The following is a 16,589-nucleotide window of genomic DNA, read 5'->3' as shown; positions in this document are numbered from 1 at the left end:
GGATGCCGGAGGAAGCCCGTGCAGAGCGTGCAGATCGTGCTGTTCCTGGTCGCCATGGCCACCGTGGTCGCCACGTTCGCCGGGCGCATCCGGGTGCCGGCGCCCTCCCTGCTGGTCGTCGCCGGCGTGGCCGTGGGGATGCTGCCGATCGCCGAGCAGATCCACGTCACTCCCGAGATCGTCAGCCTGGTGGTGCTCCCGCCCCTGCTGTACGCGGCGGGCGAGGAGCTGTCCTGGCGGGAGCTGCGCCGGCTGTGGCGGCCGGTGACCCTGCTCGCGGTCGGCCTCGTGCTGGTCTCCGCGGCCGCCGTGGGCTTCGTCACCACCCTCCTCACCCCCCTGCCGATCGCGCTGGGGTTCGTGCTCGGGGCCGTCCTGGCCAGCACCGACCCGGTGGCCGTGACCGCCCTGGGCCGCCGGCTCGCGCTGCCGCCCCGGCTGCAGACGCTCGTGCAGGCCGAGAGCCTGTTCAACGACGCCACCAGCCTCATCCTGTTCAGGATCGCCACCGCGGCGGCCGTCGCCGGCGGCGTCGCGGGCTGGTCCTCGGTGGCCGTCGACTTCGTGCGCCTGGCCGCCGGCGGCGCCGTCGTCGGCGCCGTGGTGGCCGCCGGGGTCTCGTTCGTCCGGCGGCGCACCGAGGACCCGATCCTGGAGAGCGTCGTCGCGCTGATCGTGCCGTACCTCGGCTACGTGCTCGCCGAGGCGGTGGGCGCCTCGGGCGTCACCGCCGTGATCGTGTCCGCGGTGATCATCGGCGCCCGTCAGCACGAGCTGACCGACGCCCGGATCCGGCTCCAGCTCGCGGCCGTATACGGCACGGTGATCTTCCTGCTGGAGAGCGTGGTGTTCAGCCTGATCGGCCTCCAGCTCCCCGGGCAGATCCGTCATCTCGCGGCATCCGAGCGGCCCTGGGTCGCGGCCGTCCTCGTCGTCGCGCTCACGCTCGTGGTGGTGCGGGTGGCCTGGATGGTCCCGCTGACGGCCCTCTTCCAGCGGCGCGGCGGCGGCCGGTTCCGCCCGTCCTGGCCGGTGTCGGCCGTCGTCTCCTGGGCGGGGGCACGCGGCGTCGTCCCCCTGGCGGCCGCGCTGTCCATCCCGCTCACGACGGCCTCAGGACAGCCGCTCCCCCACCGCGGCCTGCTCGTGGTGCTGGCGACCGGCGTCATCGTCATCTCGCTCGTGGTCCAGGGCTTCACGCTGGCGCCGCTCGTGCGCCTGTCGGGCCTCGCCGTGCCCGCCGGCGACTCCCAGGCCGAGTACGTCCGGGCGCGGCGGCGGCTCACCGACGTGGCGGCACGGCACGTCGAGCAGCTCGCCGACCTGGAGGCCGCGCCGCCGGCGGTGCTGCACCAGGTCCGGCGGTCCCTGCGGATCCAGCAGGAGCTCGACCAGGAGCAGGAGGACCTGACCGGCACGTACGGCCAGATCCGCCGGGAGGTGGTCGCCGTGCAGGCCGAGGCGCTGGCCCGGATGCACGCGGCCGGCGAGATCGGCGAGGGCACCTACCGCCGGCTCCAGCGCCGCCTCGACCGGCAGGACCTGCGCTACATCGAGGAGTGAGCGTCAGGGCTTGAAGCGGTAGCCCATGCCAGGCTCGGTGATCAGGTGGACGGGATGGGCGGGGTCCCGCTCCAGCTTGCGGCGCAGCTGGGCCATGTACTGCCGCAGGTAGTTCGTCTCCTTGACGAACGCCGGGCCCCACACCTCGGTCAGCAGCTGCCGCTGGCTGACCAGCTTGCCGGGGTTGCGCAGGAGCAGCTCCAGGATGTGCCACTCGGTGGGCGTCAGCCGCACGTCGCCGGAGACGGTCTTGCCGATCAGGTCCACCACGTGGTCGCCGATCACGACCCGGGCCAGCTCCGCCTCCTGCACGGCCGTCCTGCGGGTGACCGCGCGGACGCGGGCGAGCAGCTCGTCGATCCCGAACGGCTTGGTCACGTAGTCGTCGGCCCCCGCGTCGAGGGCGTCCACCTTGTCCTGGTTGCCGGCCCGCCCGGACAGCACGATGATCGGCACGCGCGTCCAGCCGCGCAGGCCGTGGATGACGTCGAGCCCGTCCATGTCGGGCAGGCCGAGGTCGAGCACGACCAGGTCGGGACGCCAGTCGGCGGCCTCGCGCAGCGCCGACCCGCCGTCGGGCGCCACCGCGACCTCGTACCGGCGGGCCACGAGGTTGATCCGCAGCGCGCGCAGGATCTGCGGCTCGTCGTCCACGACCAGGATGCGGCTCACGGCGAGGCCTCCTCCACACCCGCCGGGGCTTCGTCAGGGACGGCCCCGGCGATCCCGCCGGTGTCGCCGTCCGGGCGCCGCGCGCGTAAGGACAGCGGCAGCGTGACGGTCATCGTGAGGCCGCCGCCCGGCGTCTCCTCGGGGGTGAGCGTTCCGCCCATCGCCTCCGACAGCCCGCGCGACAGGGCCAGCCCCAGCCCCACCCCGGTGTGGTTGTCCCGGTCGCCCAGCCGCTGGAACGGCAGGAACACCCGGTCGTAGGCGTCCGGGGGGATGCCGGGGCCCCGGTCGACCACCCGGATCTCCACGTGGTCCCCGTGCGTGCTGGCCGTGAGGAGCACCTTCTCCCCCGGCGGCGTGTAACGCACCGCGTTGGAGACCAGGTTGACCAGCACCCGTTCGAGCAGGGCGGGGTCGGCGACGACGTCGGGCAGGTCGAGCGGGATGTCCGGGGTGATCTCGCCGGCCGGCGGCCCGAGGTCGTCGATCACCCGGGGGACGATCTCCTCGACCGCGACCGGCTGGGCGACCGCGCCCAGGACTCCGGCCTGCAGCCGGCTCATGTCGAGCAGGTTCGCGACCAGCCGGTCGAGCCGCGTCAGCGACTCGTCCGCGGTGGCCAGCAGTTCGTCCCTGTCTTCGGGCGACCAGTCGACGTCGCGGCTGCGCAGGCTCTCGACGGCCGCCTTGGCGCTCGCCAGTGGGGTACGCAGGTCGTGGCTGACGGCGGCGAGCAGGGCGGTGCGCATCCGGTCGGCCTCGGCGAGCGGCCGGGCCGCCTCCGCCTCCTCCTCCAGGCGCTCCTGCCGCAGGGCCACGGCGATCTCGGCGGCGAACGCCTCGATCACCCGCCGGTCGGAGGCGTCCAGCAGCCTGCCCCTGGCGACCAGGACCAGGTCGTCGCCCACGTCGACGTCGGTGTCCGCGTCCCCCGGGGAGCCGCACGGCGGCCCGCCCGCGGTCGCGACGATGCGCCAGGCGACCGGGTCGGACCGGTCGTCCGGGCCCTGCCCGGCCTCGGGGCGGCGCTCCAGCAGCGACACCGACGCGAGCCCGAACGTCTCCCGCATGCGCGCGAGCAGGGTCGGCACGGCGGCCTCGCCGCGCAGCACGTGCCCGGCCAGCGTCGAGAGGATCTCGGCGTCGGCGCCGGCCCGGGCCGCCTCCCTCGTCCGGCGGGCCGCGAGGTCGACGATCGTGCTGACCGCGGCGGCGACGAGGACGAAGACGACCAGGGCGAACAGGTTCTCCGGGTCGGAGATGGTGAACTCGCCGACCGGCGGCGTGAAGAAGTAGTTGAGCAGCAGCGAGCCCCCGACGGCCGCCGTCATCGCCGGCCACATGCCGCCGACCAGCGCCACCCCGACCACCATGCTGAGGAACAGCAGGATGAAGCTCGGCAGCGACAGCGCGTCCCGGAACGGCACCAGCGTCGCGGTGAGCACCGGGAGCAGGACGAACGCGACGGCCCAGCCGGCCAGGCGGCGCCTGCGGGTCAGCGCCGCCCGCGACCGCGACGGGCGGGTGCGCCCCCGCCGGACCTCGTCGTGCGTGATCATGTGCACGTCGATGGAGCCCGACAGCGCGATGGTCTCGACGCCCACGCCTCTCGCGAACAGCTGCGCCAGCCTGCCCCGCCGGGAGGCGCCGAGCACGAGCTGCGTGGCGTTGACCCCGCGGGCGAAGGCGAGCAGCGCCCGGGGGACGTCGTCGCCGACGACCTGGTGGTAGGTGCCGCCAAGGCTCTCGACGAGGGCGCGCTGGCGGGTCAGCAGGGCGGGATCGCCTCCCGACAGGCCGTCCGCCTTCGTGATGTGCACGGCCAGCAGATCGGCGCCCTTGGTGCGGGCGGCGACGCGGGCGGCCCGGCGGACCAGCGTGTCGCCCTCCGGGCCGCCCGTCAGGGCGACCACCACGCGCTCCCGGGCCTCCCACTTGGCGGCGATGCCGTGTTCGGCGCGGTAGCGGTCGAGCTGCTCGTCGACCTTGTCCGCCACCCACAGCAGGGCGAGCTCGCGCAGGGCCGTGAGGTTGCCGACCCGGAAGTAGTTCGACAGCGCGGCGTCCACCTTCTCCGGTCCGTAGACGTTGCCGTGCGCCATCCGGCGGCGCAGGGCCTCCGGGGACATGTCGACGAGCTCGACCTGGTCCGCCCGCCGGACGACCTCGTCAGGGACGGTCTCCCGCTGCGGGATGCCGGTGATCTGCTCGACGACGTCGTTGACCGACTCCAGGTGCTGGATGTTGACCGTGGAGATCACGTCGATGCCCGCCTCGAGGAGCTCCTCGATGTCCTGCCAGCGCTTGACGTTGCGGGAGCCGGGGACGTTCGTGTGGGCGAGCTCGTCGACGAGCGCGAGCCGCGGAGCCCGCGCGATGATCGCGTCGACGTCCATCTCGGCGAAGACGGTCCCCCGGTGGATCAGCTGCCTGCGGGGGACCACCTCCAGCTCGTCGAGCAGCTCCGCGGTGCGGGGGCGGCCGTGGGTCTCCACGAGGCCCACGACCACCTCCCGGCCCCGCTCCAGCGCCCGGCGGCCCTCGCACAGCATGGCGAACGTCTTCCCGACGCCGGGCGCAGCGCCGAGGTAGACCCTGAGACGTCCGCGCCGCACCGCTACCCCCGCTTCCCGTCGAGGGCGAGGTTGAGCTCGAGCACGTTCACGGCGGGCTCGCCCATGAAACCGAGGGCGCGGCCGGTCGTGTGCTCCCGGATCAGCGTCCGCACCGTCCCGAGGGGCAGGTGGCGCTCCCGGGCGATCCGCGGCGCCTGAAGGTCCGCGTACGCCACGGAGATGTCCGGGTCGAGGCCGCTGCCGCTCGCGGTGACCGCGTCGGGCGGCACCACGGCGGTCGCGCCGCCCCGGACGGGGACCGTGCGGCCGGCCGAGTAGTCCTCGCCCGGCTTGCCGCACTCGACCTTCACGCCCTCGTAGACGGCGACGAACGGGGTCGCGGGGCAGGCCTGGTTGACGCTGACGGCCCGGGTCGGCGTGCCGACGGCCGGGAAGACCTTCAGCACCGCGCCGATCCCGTCCGCCGTACAGTACGGCCGGGCCCCGCTGACGCCCTCGAGCTCCCCGATCGCCTTGGATCTCGCGCAGACCTGGGTGAGCAGGCTCTGCCTGCCGGTGTCGGGGTTGCCCTCGTCGTCCTTGGCCCCCGGGACCGGGAGGACGTCCACGACGTCCTCGGGGCCGAGGTTGCTCGCGGCCGTGGACAGCATGTCGTACCCGGCGCCGGCCGCGGACGGCCGGCTCTGGAAGTACCCCGCGACGGGGTTGCCGCTCTTGTCGGTGAAGAGCTGGCCGACGAGGGCGCTCCCCACGTCCTTGCCGTCCTTCTGGACGGCGGAGCCGTTCGCCTCGGCGTGGAAGACGGCCTGGGCGACGCCCGTGATCACGAGCGGGTAGACGCCGCCCAGGAGCAGCGTGAGCACGACGATCGCCCTGATCGCCGCGATGTGCTGGCGGAGCCAGCTCGGCAGGCGTTCCATTACTGCATCCCCGGAAGGAAGTGGATGAGGAGGTCGATGAGCTTGATTCCGATGAACGGCGCGACGATGCCGCCGAGGCCGTACACGTAGAGGTTGCGCGACAGCAGCTTGGACGCGCTGGAGGGGCGGTACCGCACCCCGCGCAGCGCCAGCGGGATCAGCGCGATGATCACCAGGGCGTTGAAGACGACCGCCGACAGGATCGCCGACTGCGGGCTGTGCAGGCGCATGACGTTCAGGGCGTCGAGGCCCGGGTAGACCGCCGCGAACATCGCCGGGATGATCGCGAAGTACTTGGCGATGTCGTTGGCGATCGAGAACGTGGTCAGCGCGCCGCGGGTGATGAGCAGCTGCTTGCCGATCTCCACGATCTCGATGAGCTTGGTCGGGTTGGAGTCGAGGTCGACCATGTTGCCGGCCTCCTTGGCGGCCGAGGTGCCGGTGTTCATGGCCACCCCGACGTCGGCCTGGGCGAGCGCGGGGGCGTCGTTGGTGCCGTCCCCGGTCATCGCGACCAGCCGGCCGCCCTCCTGCTCCTTCTTGATCAGGGCCAGCTTGTCCTCCGGCGTGGCCTCGGCCAGGAAGTCGTCGACCCCGGCCTCCTGGGCGATCGCCCGCGCCGTCATCGGGTTGTCCCCGGTGATCATCACGGTCCTGATGCCCATGCGGCGCATCTCGTCGAACCGCTCGCGCATGCCCTGCTTGACCACGTCCTTGAGGTGGATGACCCCGAGCACGCGGGCCCTGCCGCCCTTGTCCACCTCGCCGACGACGAGGGGCGTGCCGCCGGAGGCGGAGATGCCGTCGACCAGGTGGCCGACGTCGGCGGTGGGGTGGCCGCCGTTGTCGCGGACCCACTTCATGACCGACGTGGCCGCGCCCTTGCGGATCTGGCGGCCCTCGACGTCCACCCCCGACATGCGGGTCTGGGCGGTGAAGGCGATCCACTCGGCGTGGGCGAGCTCGCCCGGCCGCCGTTCGCGCAGGCCGTACGCCTGCTTGGCGTAGACGACGACCGACCGGCCCTCGGGGGTCTCGTCGGCGAGGCTGGCGAGCTGGGCCGCCTGGGCCAGCTCCTCCTCGGGAACGCCCTCGACGGGGAGGAACTCCGACGCCTGCCGGTTGCCCAGCGTGATCGTCCCGGTCTTGTCCAGGAGCAGGGTGTTGACGTCGCCCGCGGCCTCGACGGCCCGGCCGCTCATGGCCAGCACGTTCCGCTGGACGAGCCGGTCCATGCCGGCGATGCCGATGGCCGACAGCAGCGCGCCGATGGTCGTGGGGATGAGGCACACGAGCAGCGAGACCAGCACGACGCCGGTGACGCCGTCGCCGTTGAGGGCGAGGGAGTCGGGCACGCCGGGGTTCTGCGCCTTGGAGTAGATCGCGAGCGGCTGCATGGTCACGGTCGCGACCAGGAAGATGATCGTGAGGGCGGCCAGCAGGATGTTGAGCGCGATCTCGTTGGGCGTCTTCTGCCGGTTGGCGCCCTCGACCAGCGCGATCATCCGGTCGATGAAGCTCTCGCCGGGCTTCTGCGTGATCCGCACCACGATGCGGTCCGACAGGACCTTCGTGCCGCCCGTGACCGCGGACCGGTCGCCGCCGGACTCGCGGATCACCGGGGCCGACTCGCCGGTGATGGCCGACTCGTCGACGGACGCGATGCCCTCGACGATGTCGCCGTCGCCGGGGATGATCTCGCCGGCCTCGACGACCACCACGTCGCCCTGCCGCAGGTCCGCCGCGCCGACCGAGTCCCACGTGGAGACGTGGGCGCCGGGCGTCCAGTTCGTCAGGCGGCGCGCGGTGGTGTCGCGCTTGGCGGCCCGCAGCGTGGCCGCCTGGGCCTTGCCGCGGCCCTCGGCCACCGCCTCGGCCAGGTTGGCGAACACGACGGTCAGCCAGAGCCACACCACGATGGCCCAGGCGAAGAACGAGGGGTCGACGACCGCCAGCACGGTCGTGAACGCCGCGCCGATCTCGACGATGAACATCACGGGGTTGCGCCACAGCGTGGCCGGGTTCAGCTTCCTGAGCGCGTCGGGCAGCGATCTGACGAGCTGCGCCGGGTCGAGCAGGCCGCCGCCGACCTTCCCGTCCTTCTGCGGAGCCGGAGTCTGCTCCGGCGCTTCGAGCACTGAGGTCGACATGTCTAGGAGAGTCCTTCTGCGAGCGGCCCGAGCGCGAGGGCGGGGAGGAAGGTGAGGGCCACGACGATGATCGTCACACCGACCACCATCCCGACGAACTGCGGGCGGTGCGTCGGCAGGGTCCCGGCCGACTCGGGAACGGGCGCCTGCCGGGCGAGGGACCCGGCAAGAGCGAGCACGAAGACGATGGGGAGGAACCGGCCGAAGGCCATGCACAGGCCCAGCGCCACGTCGTACCAGGGGGTGTTGACCGTGACGCCGCCGAAGGCCGAGCCGTTGTTGTTGGACGCGCTGGTGAAGGCGTAGAGGATCTCGGAGAACCCGTGGGCGCCGCTGTTCAGCATCGCGGCGAGCCCCGCCTGGTTGCCCATCGCCACGGCCATCCCGACGAGCACCAGGGTCGGAGTGGTGAGGAAGTACATCGAGGCGAGCTTGATCTCGCGCGAGCCGATCTTCTTGCCCAGGTACTCCGGGGTCCGGCCGACCATCAGGCCGGCCACGAAGACCGTGATCACCGCGAGCACGAGCATGCCGTACAGGCCGGCGCCGGCGCCGCCGGGCGCCACCTCGCCCAGCATCATGTTGAACATCGTCATCATGCCGCCGAACGGCGTGAACGAGTCGTGGAAGGAGTTGACCGCGCCGGTCGAGGTCAGCGTCGTGGCCGCGGCGAACGTCGCCGAGTCGGGGACGCCGAACCGCACGTCCTTGCCCTCCATCGCGGAGCCCACCGCCTGGACGACGGTGGCGTGGCCGCTCAGCTCGAAGACGTTGGTCAGCACGACACTGGCGAGGGCCAGGGTGCCCATCACCGCGAGGATCGCGTACCCCTGCCGGTTCTGCCCGACCAGACGGCCGAACGTGCGCGGCAGCGCGAACGGGATGAGCAGGATGAGGAAGATCTCCACCCAGTTGGTCCAGCCGGTCGCGTTCTCGAACGGGTGGGCCGAGTTGGTGTTGTAGAAGCCGCCGCCGTTGTTGCCGAGCTCCTTGATGACCTCCTGGCTGGCCACCGGGCCGCCGGTGATCGCCTGGGTGCCGCCGGTCAGCGTGGTCACCTCGTGGGGCGAGGCGAAGTTCTGCACGATGCCGCCCGCCACCAGGACCAGCGCGCCGACGACGGCGATCGGCAGCAGGATGCGGACCGTGCCGCGGACCAGGTCCACCCAGAAGTTGCCGATCTCGTCGGTCCTGCTCCGGGCGAAGCCGCGCACCAGCGCGACGGCGACGGCCATGCCGACCGCCGCGGAGACGAAGTTCTGCACCGCGAGTGCGGCCATCTGCACGAGGTGGCCCATGGTGGACTCACCCGAGTAGGCCTGCCAGTTGGTGTTGGTCACGAAGCTGATCGCGGTGTTCCACGCGATGTGGCCGGTGACCGGCGGCATGCCGAGGCTGAGGAACAGCTTGTCCTGCAGCCGCTGCATGCCGTACACGACGAGGATCGAGATCACCGAGAAGGCGAGCAGCGCCCGGGCGTAGACGGCCCAGCGCTGCTCGCTGTCGGGCCTGACCCCGATCAGGCGGTAGATCCCGCGCTCCAGCGCGGTGTGCCGCCTGCTGCTGTAGACCCGGTACATGTAGTCGCCCAGCGGCCTGTACGTCAGGCCGAGCGCGAGGATGAGGGAGGCGATGAAGACGACTCCAGCCGCCGTGGCACCCATCAGAAGCGCTCCGGGAACAGCAGGGCCGCGACCACGAAGACCACCAGCGCGGCGCACACGGCGAGGCCGATGGCGTTGACGGCGCTCACAGCCGCTCCACCGCCCTTACGACGAGCCCCATGATCACGAAGATCGCGACCGTCAGGGCGACGAAGATGACGTCCGTCATCCCCACTCCTAGTTCCTAAGTGATTGCGTCCGGCCCCCTCTCCGGGGGGCACAGGACCAGCAAAGACCGGAAATCATGGGTCATCGTCACCCTTGACGGGTTCCATACGGCCCGGCGGCGCGTATTTACGCTCTCCGTACGGCCGGCCGTCAGCCGACGTGGACGTGCGGCCGCCGGGTGACGTCCGGCTCGGCCTGCCGCAGGACCTCCCGGGTGAGCGGGGGCACGTCCCCGCCGCCGAACAGCAGATAGCGCAGCATGGCCGTCACCGGGTTGCCCTCGGTCCAGTGGAAGTAGATGTGCGGCGCGTGCCCGGTCCGGTCGCGCAGGCGGAGCAGGAGGGCGGCCAGCGAGTTGGGCACCGTCGGGCTCTCGTAGCGCAGGATCCGGTGGCCGTACCGCTCCTCGCCGCGCACCTGCAGCTCGGTCTCGAAGTCGGAGGCGTCGACGACCGTGACCTCGACGAACATGACGGGCTCGTCGCTGCGCAGCCGGTGGTTCAGCCACTGCTCGCGCCGCTTGTCGTTGTACTCGTCCTGGTCGCGCAGGTGCGGCTCGTTGGCGATCAGGTGGATCTCGCCGGTCGCCTCGTTGACGAACCGCTCGGCCAGCGGGTCGAAGTGGATCTCGCTGACCCGCAGTTCGGTGGACCGCGTCGCCCGCGAGATCAGCGAGGTCACGACGATGGCCACGATGAAGAACGACGCGATCTTCACGCCGTCGGGCCGCTCGATCACGTTGTCGACCAGCGTGTACGCGAAGACGGCGGCGATCACCCCGAACGCCGCGATGGCCCGGATCCTCCCCCGCCGCCACGCCGACAGCGTCACGGCGACGGCCGCCGAGAGGATCAGGACCAGCACGCCCGTCGCGTACGCCCCGCCCTGGGCGTCCACGTCGGCGCGGAAGATGATCGTGATCGCGAACGCGATGACGCTGAAGACCAGCACCAGGGGGCGGACGGCGCGGGTCCAGTCCGGCGCCATGCCGTACCGCGGGAGGTAGCGCGGGACCAGGTTGATCAGCCCGGCCATCGCCGACGCCCCGGCGAACCAGAGGATCGCGATCGTGCTGACGTCGTAGACCGTGCCGAACCAGTCGCCCAGGAAGCCGTGCGCGAGGTAGGCGAGGGCCCGCCCGGACGCCTTGCCCCCGGCCTCGAACTCCTTCGCCGGGATCAGCACGGTCGTGACGACGCTGCTCAGGATCAGGAAGACGCTCATGATCAGGGCGGCCACCGTGAGCAGGCGCTTGGTGCCGGCGATGCGGCGCGCCCGGTCGCCCTGGACCACCGGCATCACGGCCACGCCGGTCTCGAATCCGGACAGGCCGAGCGCGAGCTTCGGCATCACGACGAGGGACAGCCCGACCATGGCGAGCGGGCTGCTGTAGGTGTGGGTCAGCACCCGCTCCCAGTCGACCATCACGTGCGGGTGCTCCAGCACGTGCACCAGCGCGGTCGCCACCACCACCGCGTTCAGGACCAGGTACGCGCCCACGAGCACGACGGCGATGCCGATCGCCTCGCTGAAGCCCATCAGGAACACCGCGCCGAGCAGCGCGAGCAGGAACAGCGTGACCGGCACCCGCTGCCCGTCGAAGGCGGCGGGCACGAACGGGTTCTCCAGGATGTGCGCGGTGGCGTCGGCGGCCGACAGCGTCATCGTGATGACGAAGTCGGTGGCCGCGAACCCCAGCAGCGCCAGCACGAACAGCTTGCCCCACCACTGCGGCGCGAGCTTCTCCAGCATCGCGATGGAGCCCTGGCCGTTCGGGCTCTCCTCGGCGACCCGGCGGTAGATCGGCAGCGCGCCGAACAGCGTGAGCAGGACGAGCATGAGGGTCGCGAGCGGAGACAGCGCCCCGGCCGCGAGGGCCGCGATGCCGGGCTGGTACCCGAGGGTCGAGAAGTAGTCGACGCCCGTGAGGCACATCACCTGCCACCACGGGTGCTTGCGGTGCGGGCCGTGCTCGATCTGCCCGCGGTCGGCCTGCAGCCCCTCCAGCAGCCAGCGCCGCACCGCGCCGTCCCTCGCCAGGACGTGCTGATCAACCCGGACCATGCGCCCACTCCGTATCAAAGGCCCGTCAAGACGAGAGGAACCCTACTGAGCCCGGGAACGGGTTTCGCCTGGTAGGGGCGTCAAGAAAACGTCAAGATCGTTTCGGGGCGCGACGGGGCACGTGGCGGAGCACGTGACGGAGGGCGCACGGGGGGCTTGGCGGGGGGGCGCACGGGGGCTTGGCGGGGGGCGTACGGGGGCTTGGCGAGGGGGCGGTGCGGGGCGTTGTGGGGGGGCGCGGTGGGGGGGCGCGTCGGGGGGCGCCTCCGTCCGCGGGCGGCCGGGAGCGGCGGCCGGCCCGCGGACGGACGGCGTCAGGGAGTGGGCGCCGCCTCCGTCTGTGCGACGGCCGACCGCGGCCACAGCAGCGGCATGATCGTCTGCGACGCGCAGGCCCGCCGCGGGGTCGCCACTGCGGCCGACGCGGCGGCGGACGCGGCGATCACCGGACGGCAACCCATGTGCGTGCCGGTCTCCAGGACGGCGATGACGGCGGCGCGGACGTAGTCGTCCACGCTCTGCGCGCACGGCGAGGCGACCAGCGTGCTCGCGCACGGCGAGACGGCGCCGTCGTCCACGCTCTGCGCGCACGGCGAGGCGACCAGCGTGCTCGTGCACGGCGAGACGGCGCCGGCCGTCTGGGCGATCGGCCCGACGACGCCGGTGTTCCCGGCCGGCACGCACTGGCGCGGGCAGCCCCCGAGCGCCGAGCCCAGGCCGAGACCGAGGTCGAGGCCCAGGTCGAGCCCCAAGCCCAGGCTCGGAGCCGGCACGACCACCACGGGACCGGGGACGGTCGCCTCGAGGCCGGTCGCCGGCGTGCCCTCGGCGGTCGCCGCGGGGGACGGCCGAGCGGCCACGGGCGGCCGGGTGGCCACGGGCGGCGGGGTGGACACGGGTCGCGGGGTGGCCACGGGTCGCCGGGTGGCCACGGGTCGCGGGGTGGCGACGACCGTCCGGGTGGCGGAGACGGTCGGCGTGACCGTCACCGTCGGGGCGGCCACGGGACGCGGCCGGCTCACCCCGTCGTGCTCCGGCACGTGGACGACGCCGGGCGTGTGGCGCACGACCGGCCCGTTCCCCGTGGTGCCGCCGGAGGTCCCCCGCGGCCCCCACGGACCGCCCTGGTTGCCCCCGTTCGTCGCGTGCTGCGGCGAGGAGCCCCCGATCGTGGCGGGCTGAGCGGGGCGTCCCCCCTCGGGGCGGCCAGGCCCGGCGTGCTCGTCCGGGCGGTGGTGCCTGACCCGATGCTGCCCCGGCCGGCAGCGCGGGTTGTCCGGGTGGTGGCGGCAGGACCGGTGCGGGCGGGAGGTTGCCGGAACGATGGGGACGCCGTCGCGCATCGGCGCCACGCCGACTCCCGACGGCGGGGCCGCGGCGCTCGCGGGCAGCGGGACCGACAGCGCGGCCACCGCGAGCGTCAGGGCGGCCGCGCCTTTCGCCAGCCGTCCACCGAGCGGATCGAACCTCGTTCCAATTTCAGGAGGAATCAAATTCCATCCCCTAACAGATGCGTAGAATTCGGGCCATCACCCATACGGTGATGCGTGCCGAGAATACCGGCCGGTTCGACATAGCCCCTGGCAGTAGATTTATGGAACGGTAAACCAAGGTACAGGGATGGAAAAGCGATAAACCAGGGATCCCGCGAACCACGGCATTCCGAACCCGGGGCCTCGAATGCGTTCACGACGCTTTTTCGGCGCGCACTGCGCGCATTTCGCGAATGAACGGCGCCTCGCATTTCCCCCGGGACGGGCGCCCGGACCCACCCGGACTGAATGTTAGGAAAGTTTCCTAAAAGTCTTGACGGGCGGGGTGCGGATGCCCTGGGATGAGCGGTCAAGGCGGCCCCCCTCCCCCGGCGCACCCGTCGGGTCACCCCCTCCTCGCCGCCCACAGAGCCGAAACAGGAGCACCCCCCATGCGCCGTTCCGCCCTCTCCATAGGCGCGGCCGCGCTCGTCGCGGCCCTCTCCGTCACCGCGTCGCCGGCCGCCCCGGCATCCGCCGCCCCGGCCGCGTTCACCCATCCGGGAGTGCTGGTCGGCCGGGCCCAGCTCGACTTCGTCCGGAGCAAGGTCAACGCGGGCGCCCAGCCGTGGAAGGCCGCCTACGACCAGATGATGGCCAGCTCGCTCGCCTCGCTGTCGCGCACGCCCAAGCCGCGGGCCGTGGTCGAGTGCGGCAGCTACTCCAACCCCAACTACGGATGCACGGACGAGCGGCAGGACGCGCTGGCCGCCTACACGCTCGCCCTGGCCTGGTACGTCACCCGCGACAGCCGGTACGCCACGAAGGCCATCCAGATCATGGACGCCTGGTCGGCCGTGATCACGGACCACACCAACAGCAACGCCCCGCTGCAGACCGGGTGGGCCGGGTCGGTCTGGCCGCGGGCCGCCGAGATCATCCGCTACACCTACTCCAGCTGGCCGAACGTCAACCGGTTCGCCACCATGCTGCGCACCGTGTACCTGCCGAAGGTGATCAACGGCTCGAACAGCAACGGCAACTGGGAGCTCAGCATGATGGAGGCCGCCGTCGGCATCTCCGTCTTCCTGGAGGACCGGACGAGCTACGACAAGGCCATCGCGAAGTTCCGCGCCCGGGTGCCGGCCTACATCTACATCGCCTCCGACGGCGCGCTGCCGAAGACGACCCCCGGCAGCGGGCTCGACACCCGGGACAAGATCGTGAAGTACTGGCAGGGGCAGACGACGTTCGTCGACGGCCTGACCCAGGAGACGTGCCGGGACTTCACCCACACCGGGTACGGCATCTCGGCCATCTCCCACGTCGCGGAGACCACCCGCATCCAGGGCCAGGACCTCTACCCCGAGGTCTCGGAACGGCTCCGCCAGGCGCTCGGGTTCCAGTCCAAGTACCAGCTCGGGACGGCCGTGCCGTCCTGGCTGTGCGGCGGCTCGCTCACGCTCGGCCTGGGCCCGGTCACCGAGGTGGGCTTCAACGCGCTGCACAACCGCATGGGGATCGCGATGACCAACACCCAGAAGCTCACCGAGCAGCAGCGCCCCGCCGGGACCAACCTGCTGTTCACGGCCTGGGAGACGCTCACCCACGCGAACAACCCCGGCTGACGGGCCGCTCTTCCGGTCGTATGCAAGGTCGCGGGAAATCGGTCGGCCTAGAGTGTCCAGAACGGGCGAGGGCCGTTCGTCCACCTAGGGAAGGCGGGCGACGGAGACCCGCCCGGGCACGCAAGGAGCACCGATGCCGACCTATATCGCTTTCACCTACACGCCCGACGTCGACTGGACGCGCCCCGAGTACGGCCAGGAGATGAAGGAGTACCAGGAGTTCGGCGAGGCGGCCGAGGCCGTCATCAAGGGCGGCCACGCCCTCTACCCCACGGCCACCGCCACCACCGTCCGCGTCCAGGGCGGCAAGGGCGGCGACGCCATCACCAGCGACGGCCCGTACGCCGAGACGAAGGAGGCGCTCACCGGCTACTACGTCCTGGAGTGCGCCGACCTCGACGAGGCCGTGGCGGTCGCGGCGAAGATCCCGGCGGCCTGGAACGGGGCCGTCGAGGTCCGCCCGGTCATCCAGTTCTGACGCACGGAGATGCCCGGGGCCGGTGACGCGGTGGCGCGGCTGGTGCGCGAGGAGGGCACTCGCGTGCTCGCCACGCTGGTCCGCGTCACCGGCGGCATCGACCTGGCCCAGGACGCGGTGCAGGACGCCGTCGTCCGGGCGCTGGAGACGTGGCCGCGCGACGGCGTGCCGGACAACCCGCGCGCCTGGCTCGTGGTCACGGCGAAGAACCGGGCCGTCGACCTGATCCGGCGGGAGAACCGGCGGGCGGGCAAGGAGGCGGAGGCGATGACCTGGATCGACCCCGCCCCCGAGCCGCCCGAGGTCGTCCGCGACGACCTGCTCCGGCTCGTCTTCACCTGCTGCCATCCGGCGCTCAACCTGGAGGCGCAGGTCGCGCTCGCCCTGCGCACTCTCGGCGGGCTGTCCACGGCCGAGGTCGCCCGGGCACTCCTGGTGCCCGAGGCGACCATGGCCAAGCGGCTCACCCGGGCCAAGCAGAAGATCGCGCAGGCGCGGATCCCGTACCGGGTGCCGGCCGCCGAGGAGCTGCCCGCCCGGCTGTCCGGCGTCGCGGCCACCGTCTACCTCATCTTCAACGAGGGGTACGCGGCGGGAGCGGGCGCCGATCTGGTCAGGGTCGCCCTGACGCGCGAGGCCGTCCGCCTGGCCCGGCTGCTGGCCGAGCTGATGCCGGACGAGCCGACCGTGCTCGGCCTGCTCGCGCTGATGCTGCTGCACGACTCCCGGCGCGAGGCCCGCCTCGACGGAGAGGGACGGCCGGTGCTGCTGGCCGACCAGGACCGGGAGCGGTGGAACCCGGAGGCGATCAAGGAGGGGGTCGGGCTCGCGGGAGCGGCCCTGCGGCGCAGCCCCGGGCGGCCCGACCCCTACGCCGTCCAGGCCGCCATCGCCGCCTGCCACGCGCTCGCCCCGTCGTACGCCGAGACCGCCTGGGACGCGATCGTGTCCTGGTACGACGTGCTGCTCACCGTGCAGGACACCCCGGTCGTCCGGCTCAACCGGGCGGTCGCCGTGGGCGAGCGCGACGGCCCGGCGGCCGGCCTCGCCCTCGTGGACGAGATCCCCGGGCTCGACGCCTACCCCTGGTGGCACGCCACCCGTGCGGAGCTGCTGCACCGCCTCGGCCGGGCGGAGGAGGCCCGCGCCGCCTACGGACGAGCGCTCGACGCCGGCATGAGCGACCCGCAGGCCCGGCACCTGCGCGGACGGCTCGGCCAGCTCTGACCGTCCC

Annotated in this window: 12 protein-coding genes; 4 read left to right on the top strand and 8 right to left on the bottom strand. The window is 72.4% G+C overall.

All coding sequences use genetic code 11. The annotated features are described in order from the left end of the window. The first annotated feature begins 18 nt into the window (after positions 1-18). A complete protein-coding gene (locus tag Mco01_RS19180; protein WP_204058270.1) occupies positions 19-1,563 on the top strand; it encodes a Na+/H+ antiporter in 1,545 nt (514 codons plus the stop codon). Positions 1,564-1,566: 3 nt separating this feature from the next. On the opposite strand, the gene Mco01_RS19175 is transcribed toward Mco01_RS19180, so the two are convergent. The 8 genes from Mco01_RS19175 to Mco01_RS19135 all read right to left on the bottom strand — a co-directional run bounded on the left by Mco01_RS19175 (position 1,567) and on the right by Mco01_RS19135 (position 13,270). Further along, on the bottom strand, positions 1,567-2,235 hold the full coding sequence (locus tag Mco01_RS19175) for a response regulator (RefSeq protein WP_204058269.1): 669 nt from the start codon (positions 2,233-2,235) through the stop codon (positions 1,567-1,569). Next, positions 2,232-4,850, bottom strand: coding sequence for a sensor histidine kinase (locus tag Mco01_RS19170; protein WP_204058268.1), 2,619 nt, complete (start codon positions 4,848-4,850; stop codon positions 2,232-2,234). The genes Mco01_RS19175 and Mco01_RS19170 overlap by 4 nt, the downstream gene beginning before the upstream one ends. A gap of 2 nt (positions 4,851-4,852) precedes the next feature. Beyond that, on the bottom strand, positions 4,853-5,731 hold the full coding sequence (locus Mco01_RS19165; protein WP_204058267.1) for a potassium-transporting ATPase subunit C: 879 nt from the start codon (positions 5,729-5,731) through the stop codon (positions 4,853-4,855). Further along, entirely contained in the window at positions 5,731-7,881 is a 2,151-nt protein-coding gene (kdpB, locus tag Mco01_RS19160; protein ID WP_204058266.1) for a potassium-transporting ATPase subunit KdpB, read from the bottom strand. The genes Mco01_RS19165 and kdpB overlap by 1 nt, the downstream gene beginning before the upstream one ends. Before the next feature lie 2 nt (positions 7,882-7,883). Next, positions 7,884-9,545 (bottom strand): potassium-transporting ATPase subunit KdpA, encoded by a 1,662-nt coding sequence (kdpA, locus tag Mco01_RS19155; RefSeq protein ID WP_204058265.1) that lies wholly within the window; start codon positions 9,543-9,545, stop codon positions 7,884-7,886. After that, positions 9,545-9,634: a potassium-transporting ATPase subunit F gene (locus Mco01_RS19150; protein ID WP_051459184.1), complete on the bottom strand. Its 90-nt coding sequence runs from the start codon at positions 9,632-9,634 to the stop codon at positions 9,545-9,547. The genes kdpA and Mco01_RS19150 overlap by 1 nt, the downstream gene beginning before the upstream one ends. Before the next feature lie 229 nt (positions 9,635-9,863). Further along, on the bottom strand, positions 9,864-11,777 hold the full coding sequence (locus Mco01_RS19140; RefSeq protein WP_204058263.1) for an APC family permease: 1,914 nt from the start codon (positions 11,775-11,777) through the stop codon (positions 9,864-9,866). 314 nt (positions 11,778-12,091) lie between these two features. Continuing rightward, entirely contained in the window at positions 12,092-13,270 is a 1,179-nt protein-coding gene (locus tag Mco01_RS19135) for a hypothetical protein (protein ID WP_204058262.1), read from the bottom strand. A gap of 431 nt (positions 13,271-13,701) precedes the next feature. Here Mco01_RS19135 and Mco01_RS19130 point away from each other — a divergent pair, with 431 nt between their 5' ends. From Mco01_RS19130 to Mco01_RS19120, 3 genes are all read left to right on the top strand, one after another. Further along, positions 13,702-14,877, top strand: coding sequence for an alginate lyase family protein (locus Mco01_RS19130; protein ID WP_204058261.1), 1,176 nt, complete (start codon positions 13,702-13,704; stop codon positions 14,875-14,877). A 133-nt stretch (positions 14,878-15,010) separates the two neighbouring features. Next, positions 15,011-15,355 (top strand): YciI family protein, encoded by a 345-nt coding sequence (locus Mco01_RS19125; RefSeq protein ID WP_204058260.1) that lies wholly within the window; start codon positions 15,011-15,013, stop codon positions 15,353-15,355. A 9-nt stretch (positions 15,356-15,364) separates the two neighbouring features. Then, a complete protein-coding gene (locus Mco01_RS19120; protein WP_204058259.1) occupies positions 15,365-16,582 on the top strand; it encodes an RNA polymerase sigma factor in 1,218 nt (405 codons plus the stop codon). Positions 16,583-16,589: the final 7 nt, after the last annotated feature.

The organism is Microbispora corallina, assembly GCF_016863035.1.
GTDB lineage: Bacteria > Actinomycetota > Actinomycetes > Streptosporangiales > Streptosporangiaceae > Microbispora > Microbispora corallina.
Note: the sequence above shows the minus strand (reverse complement) of the source record. Positions and strands in the feature narration are given on the sequence as shown.

Excerpts from the sequence above, each read along its gene's own strand:
- Mco01_RS19140 (WP_204058263.1), bottom strand. The coding sequence starts at position 11,777 with ATGGTCCGGGTTGATCAGCACGTCCTGGCGAGGGACGGCGCGGTGCGG.
- kdpB (WP_204058266.1), bottom strand. The coding sequence starts at position 7,881 with ATGTCGACCTCAGTGCTCGAAGCGCCGGAGCAGACTCCGGCTCCGCAG.
- Mco01_RS19125 (WP_204058260.1), top strand. The coding sequence starts at position 15,011 with ATGCCGACCTATATCGCTTTCACCTACACGCCCGACGTCGACTGGACG.
- Mco01_RS19120 (WP_204058259.1), top strand. The coding sequence starts at position 15,365 with ATGCCCGGGGCCGGTGACGCGGTGGCGCGGCTGGTGCGCGAGGAGGGC.
- kdpA (WP_204058265.1), bottom strand. The coding sequence starts at position 9,545 with ATGGGTGCCACGGCGGCTGGAGTCGTCTTCATCGCCTCCCTCATCCTC.
- Mco01_RS19165 (WP_204058267.1), bottom strand. The coding sequence starts at position 5,731 with ATGGAACGCCTGCCGAGCTGGCTCCGCCAGCACATCGCGGCGATCAGG.
- Mco01_RS19130 (WP_204058261.1), top strand. The coding sequence starts at position 13,702 with ATGCGCCGTTCCGCCCTCTCCATAGGCGCGGCCGCGCTCGTCGCGGCC.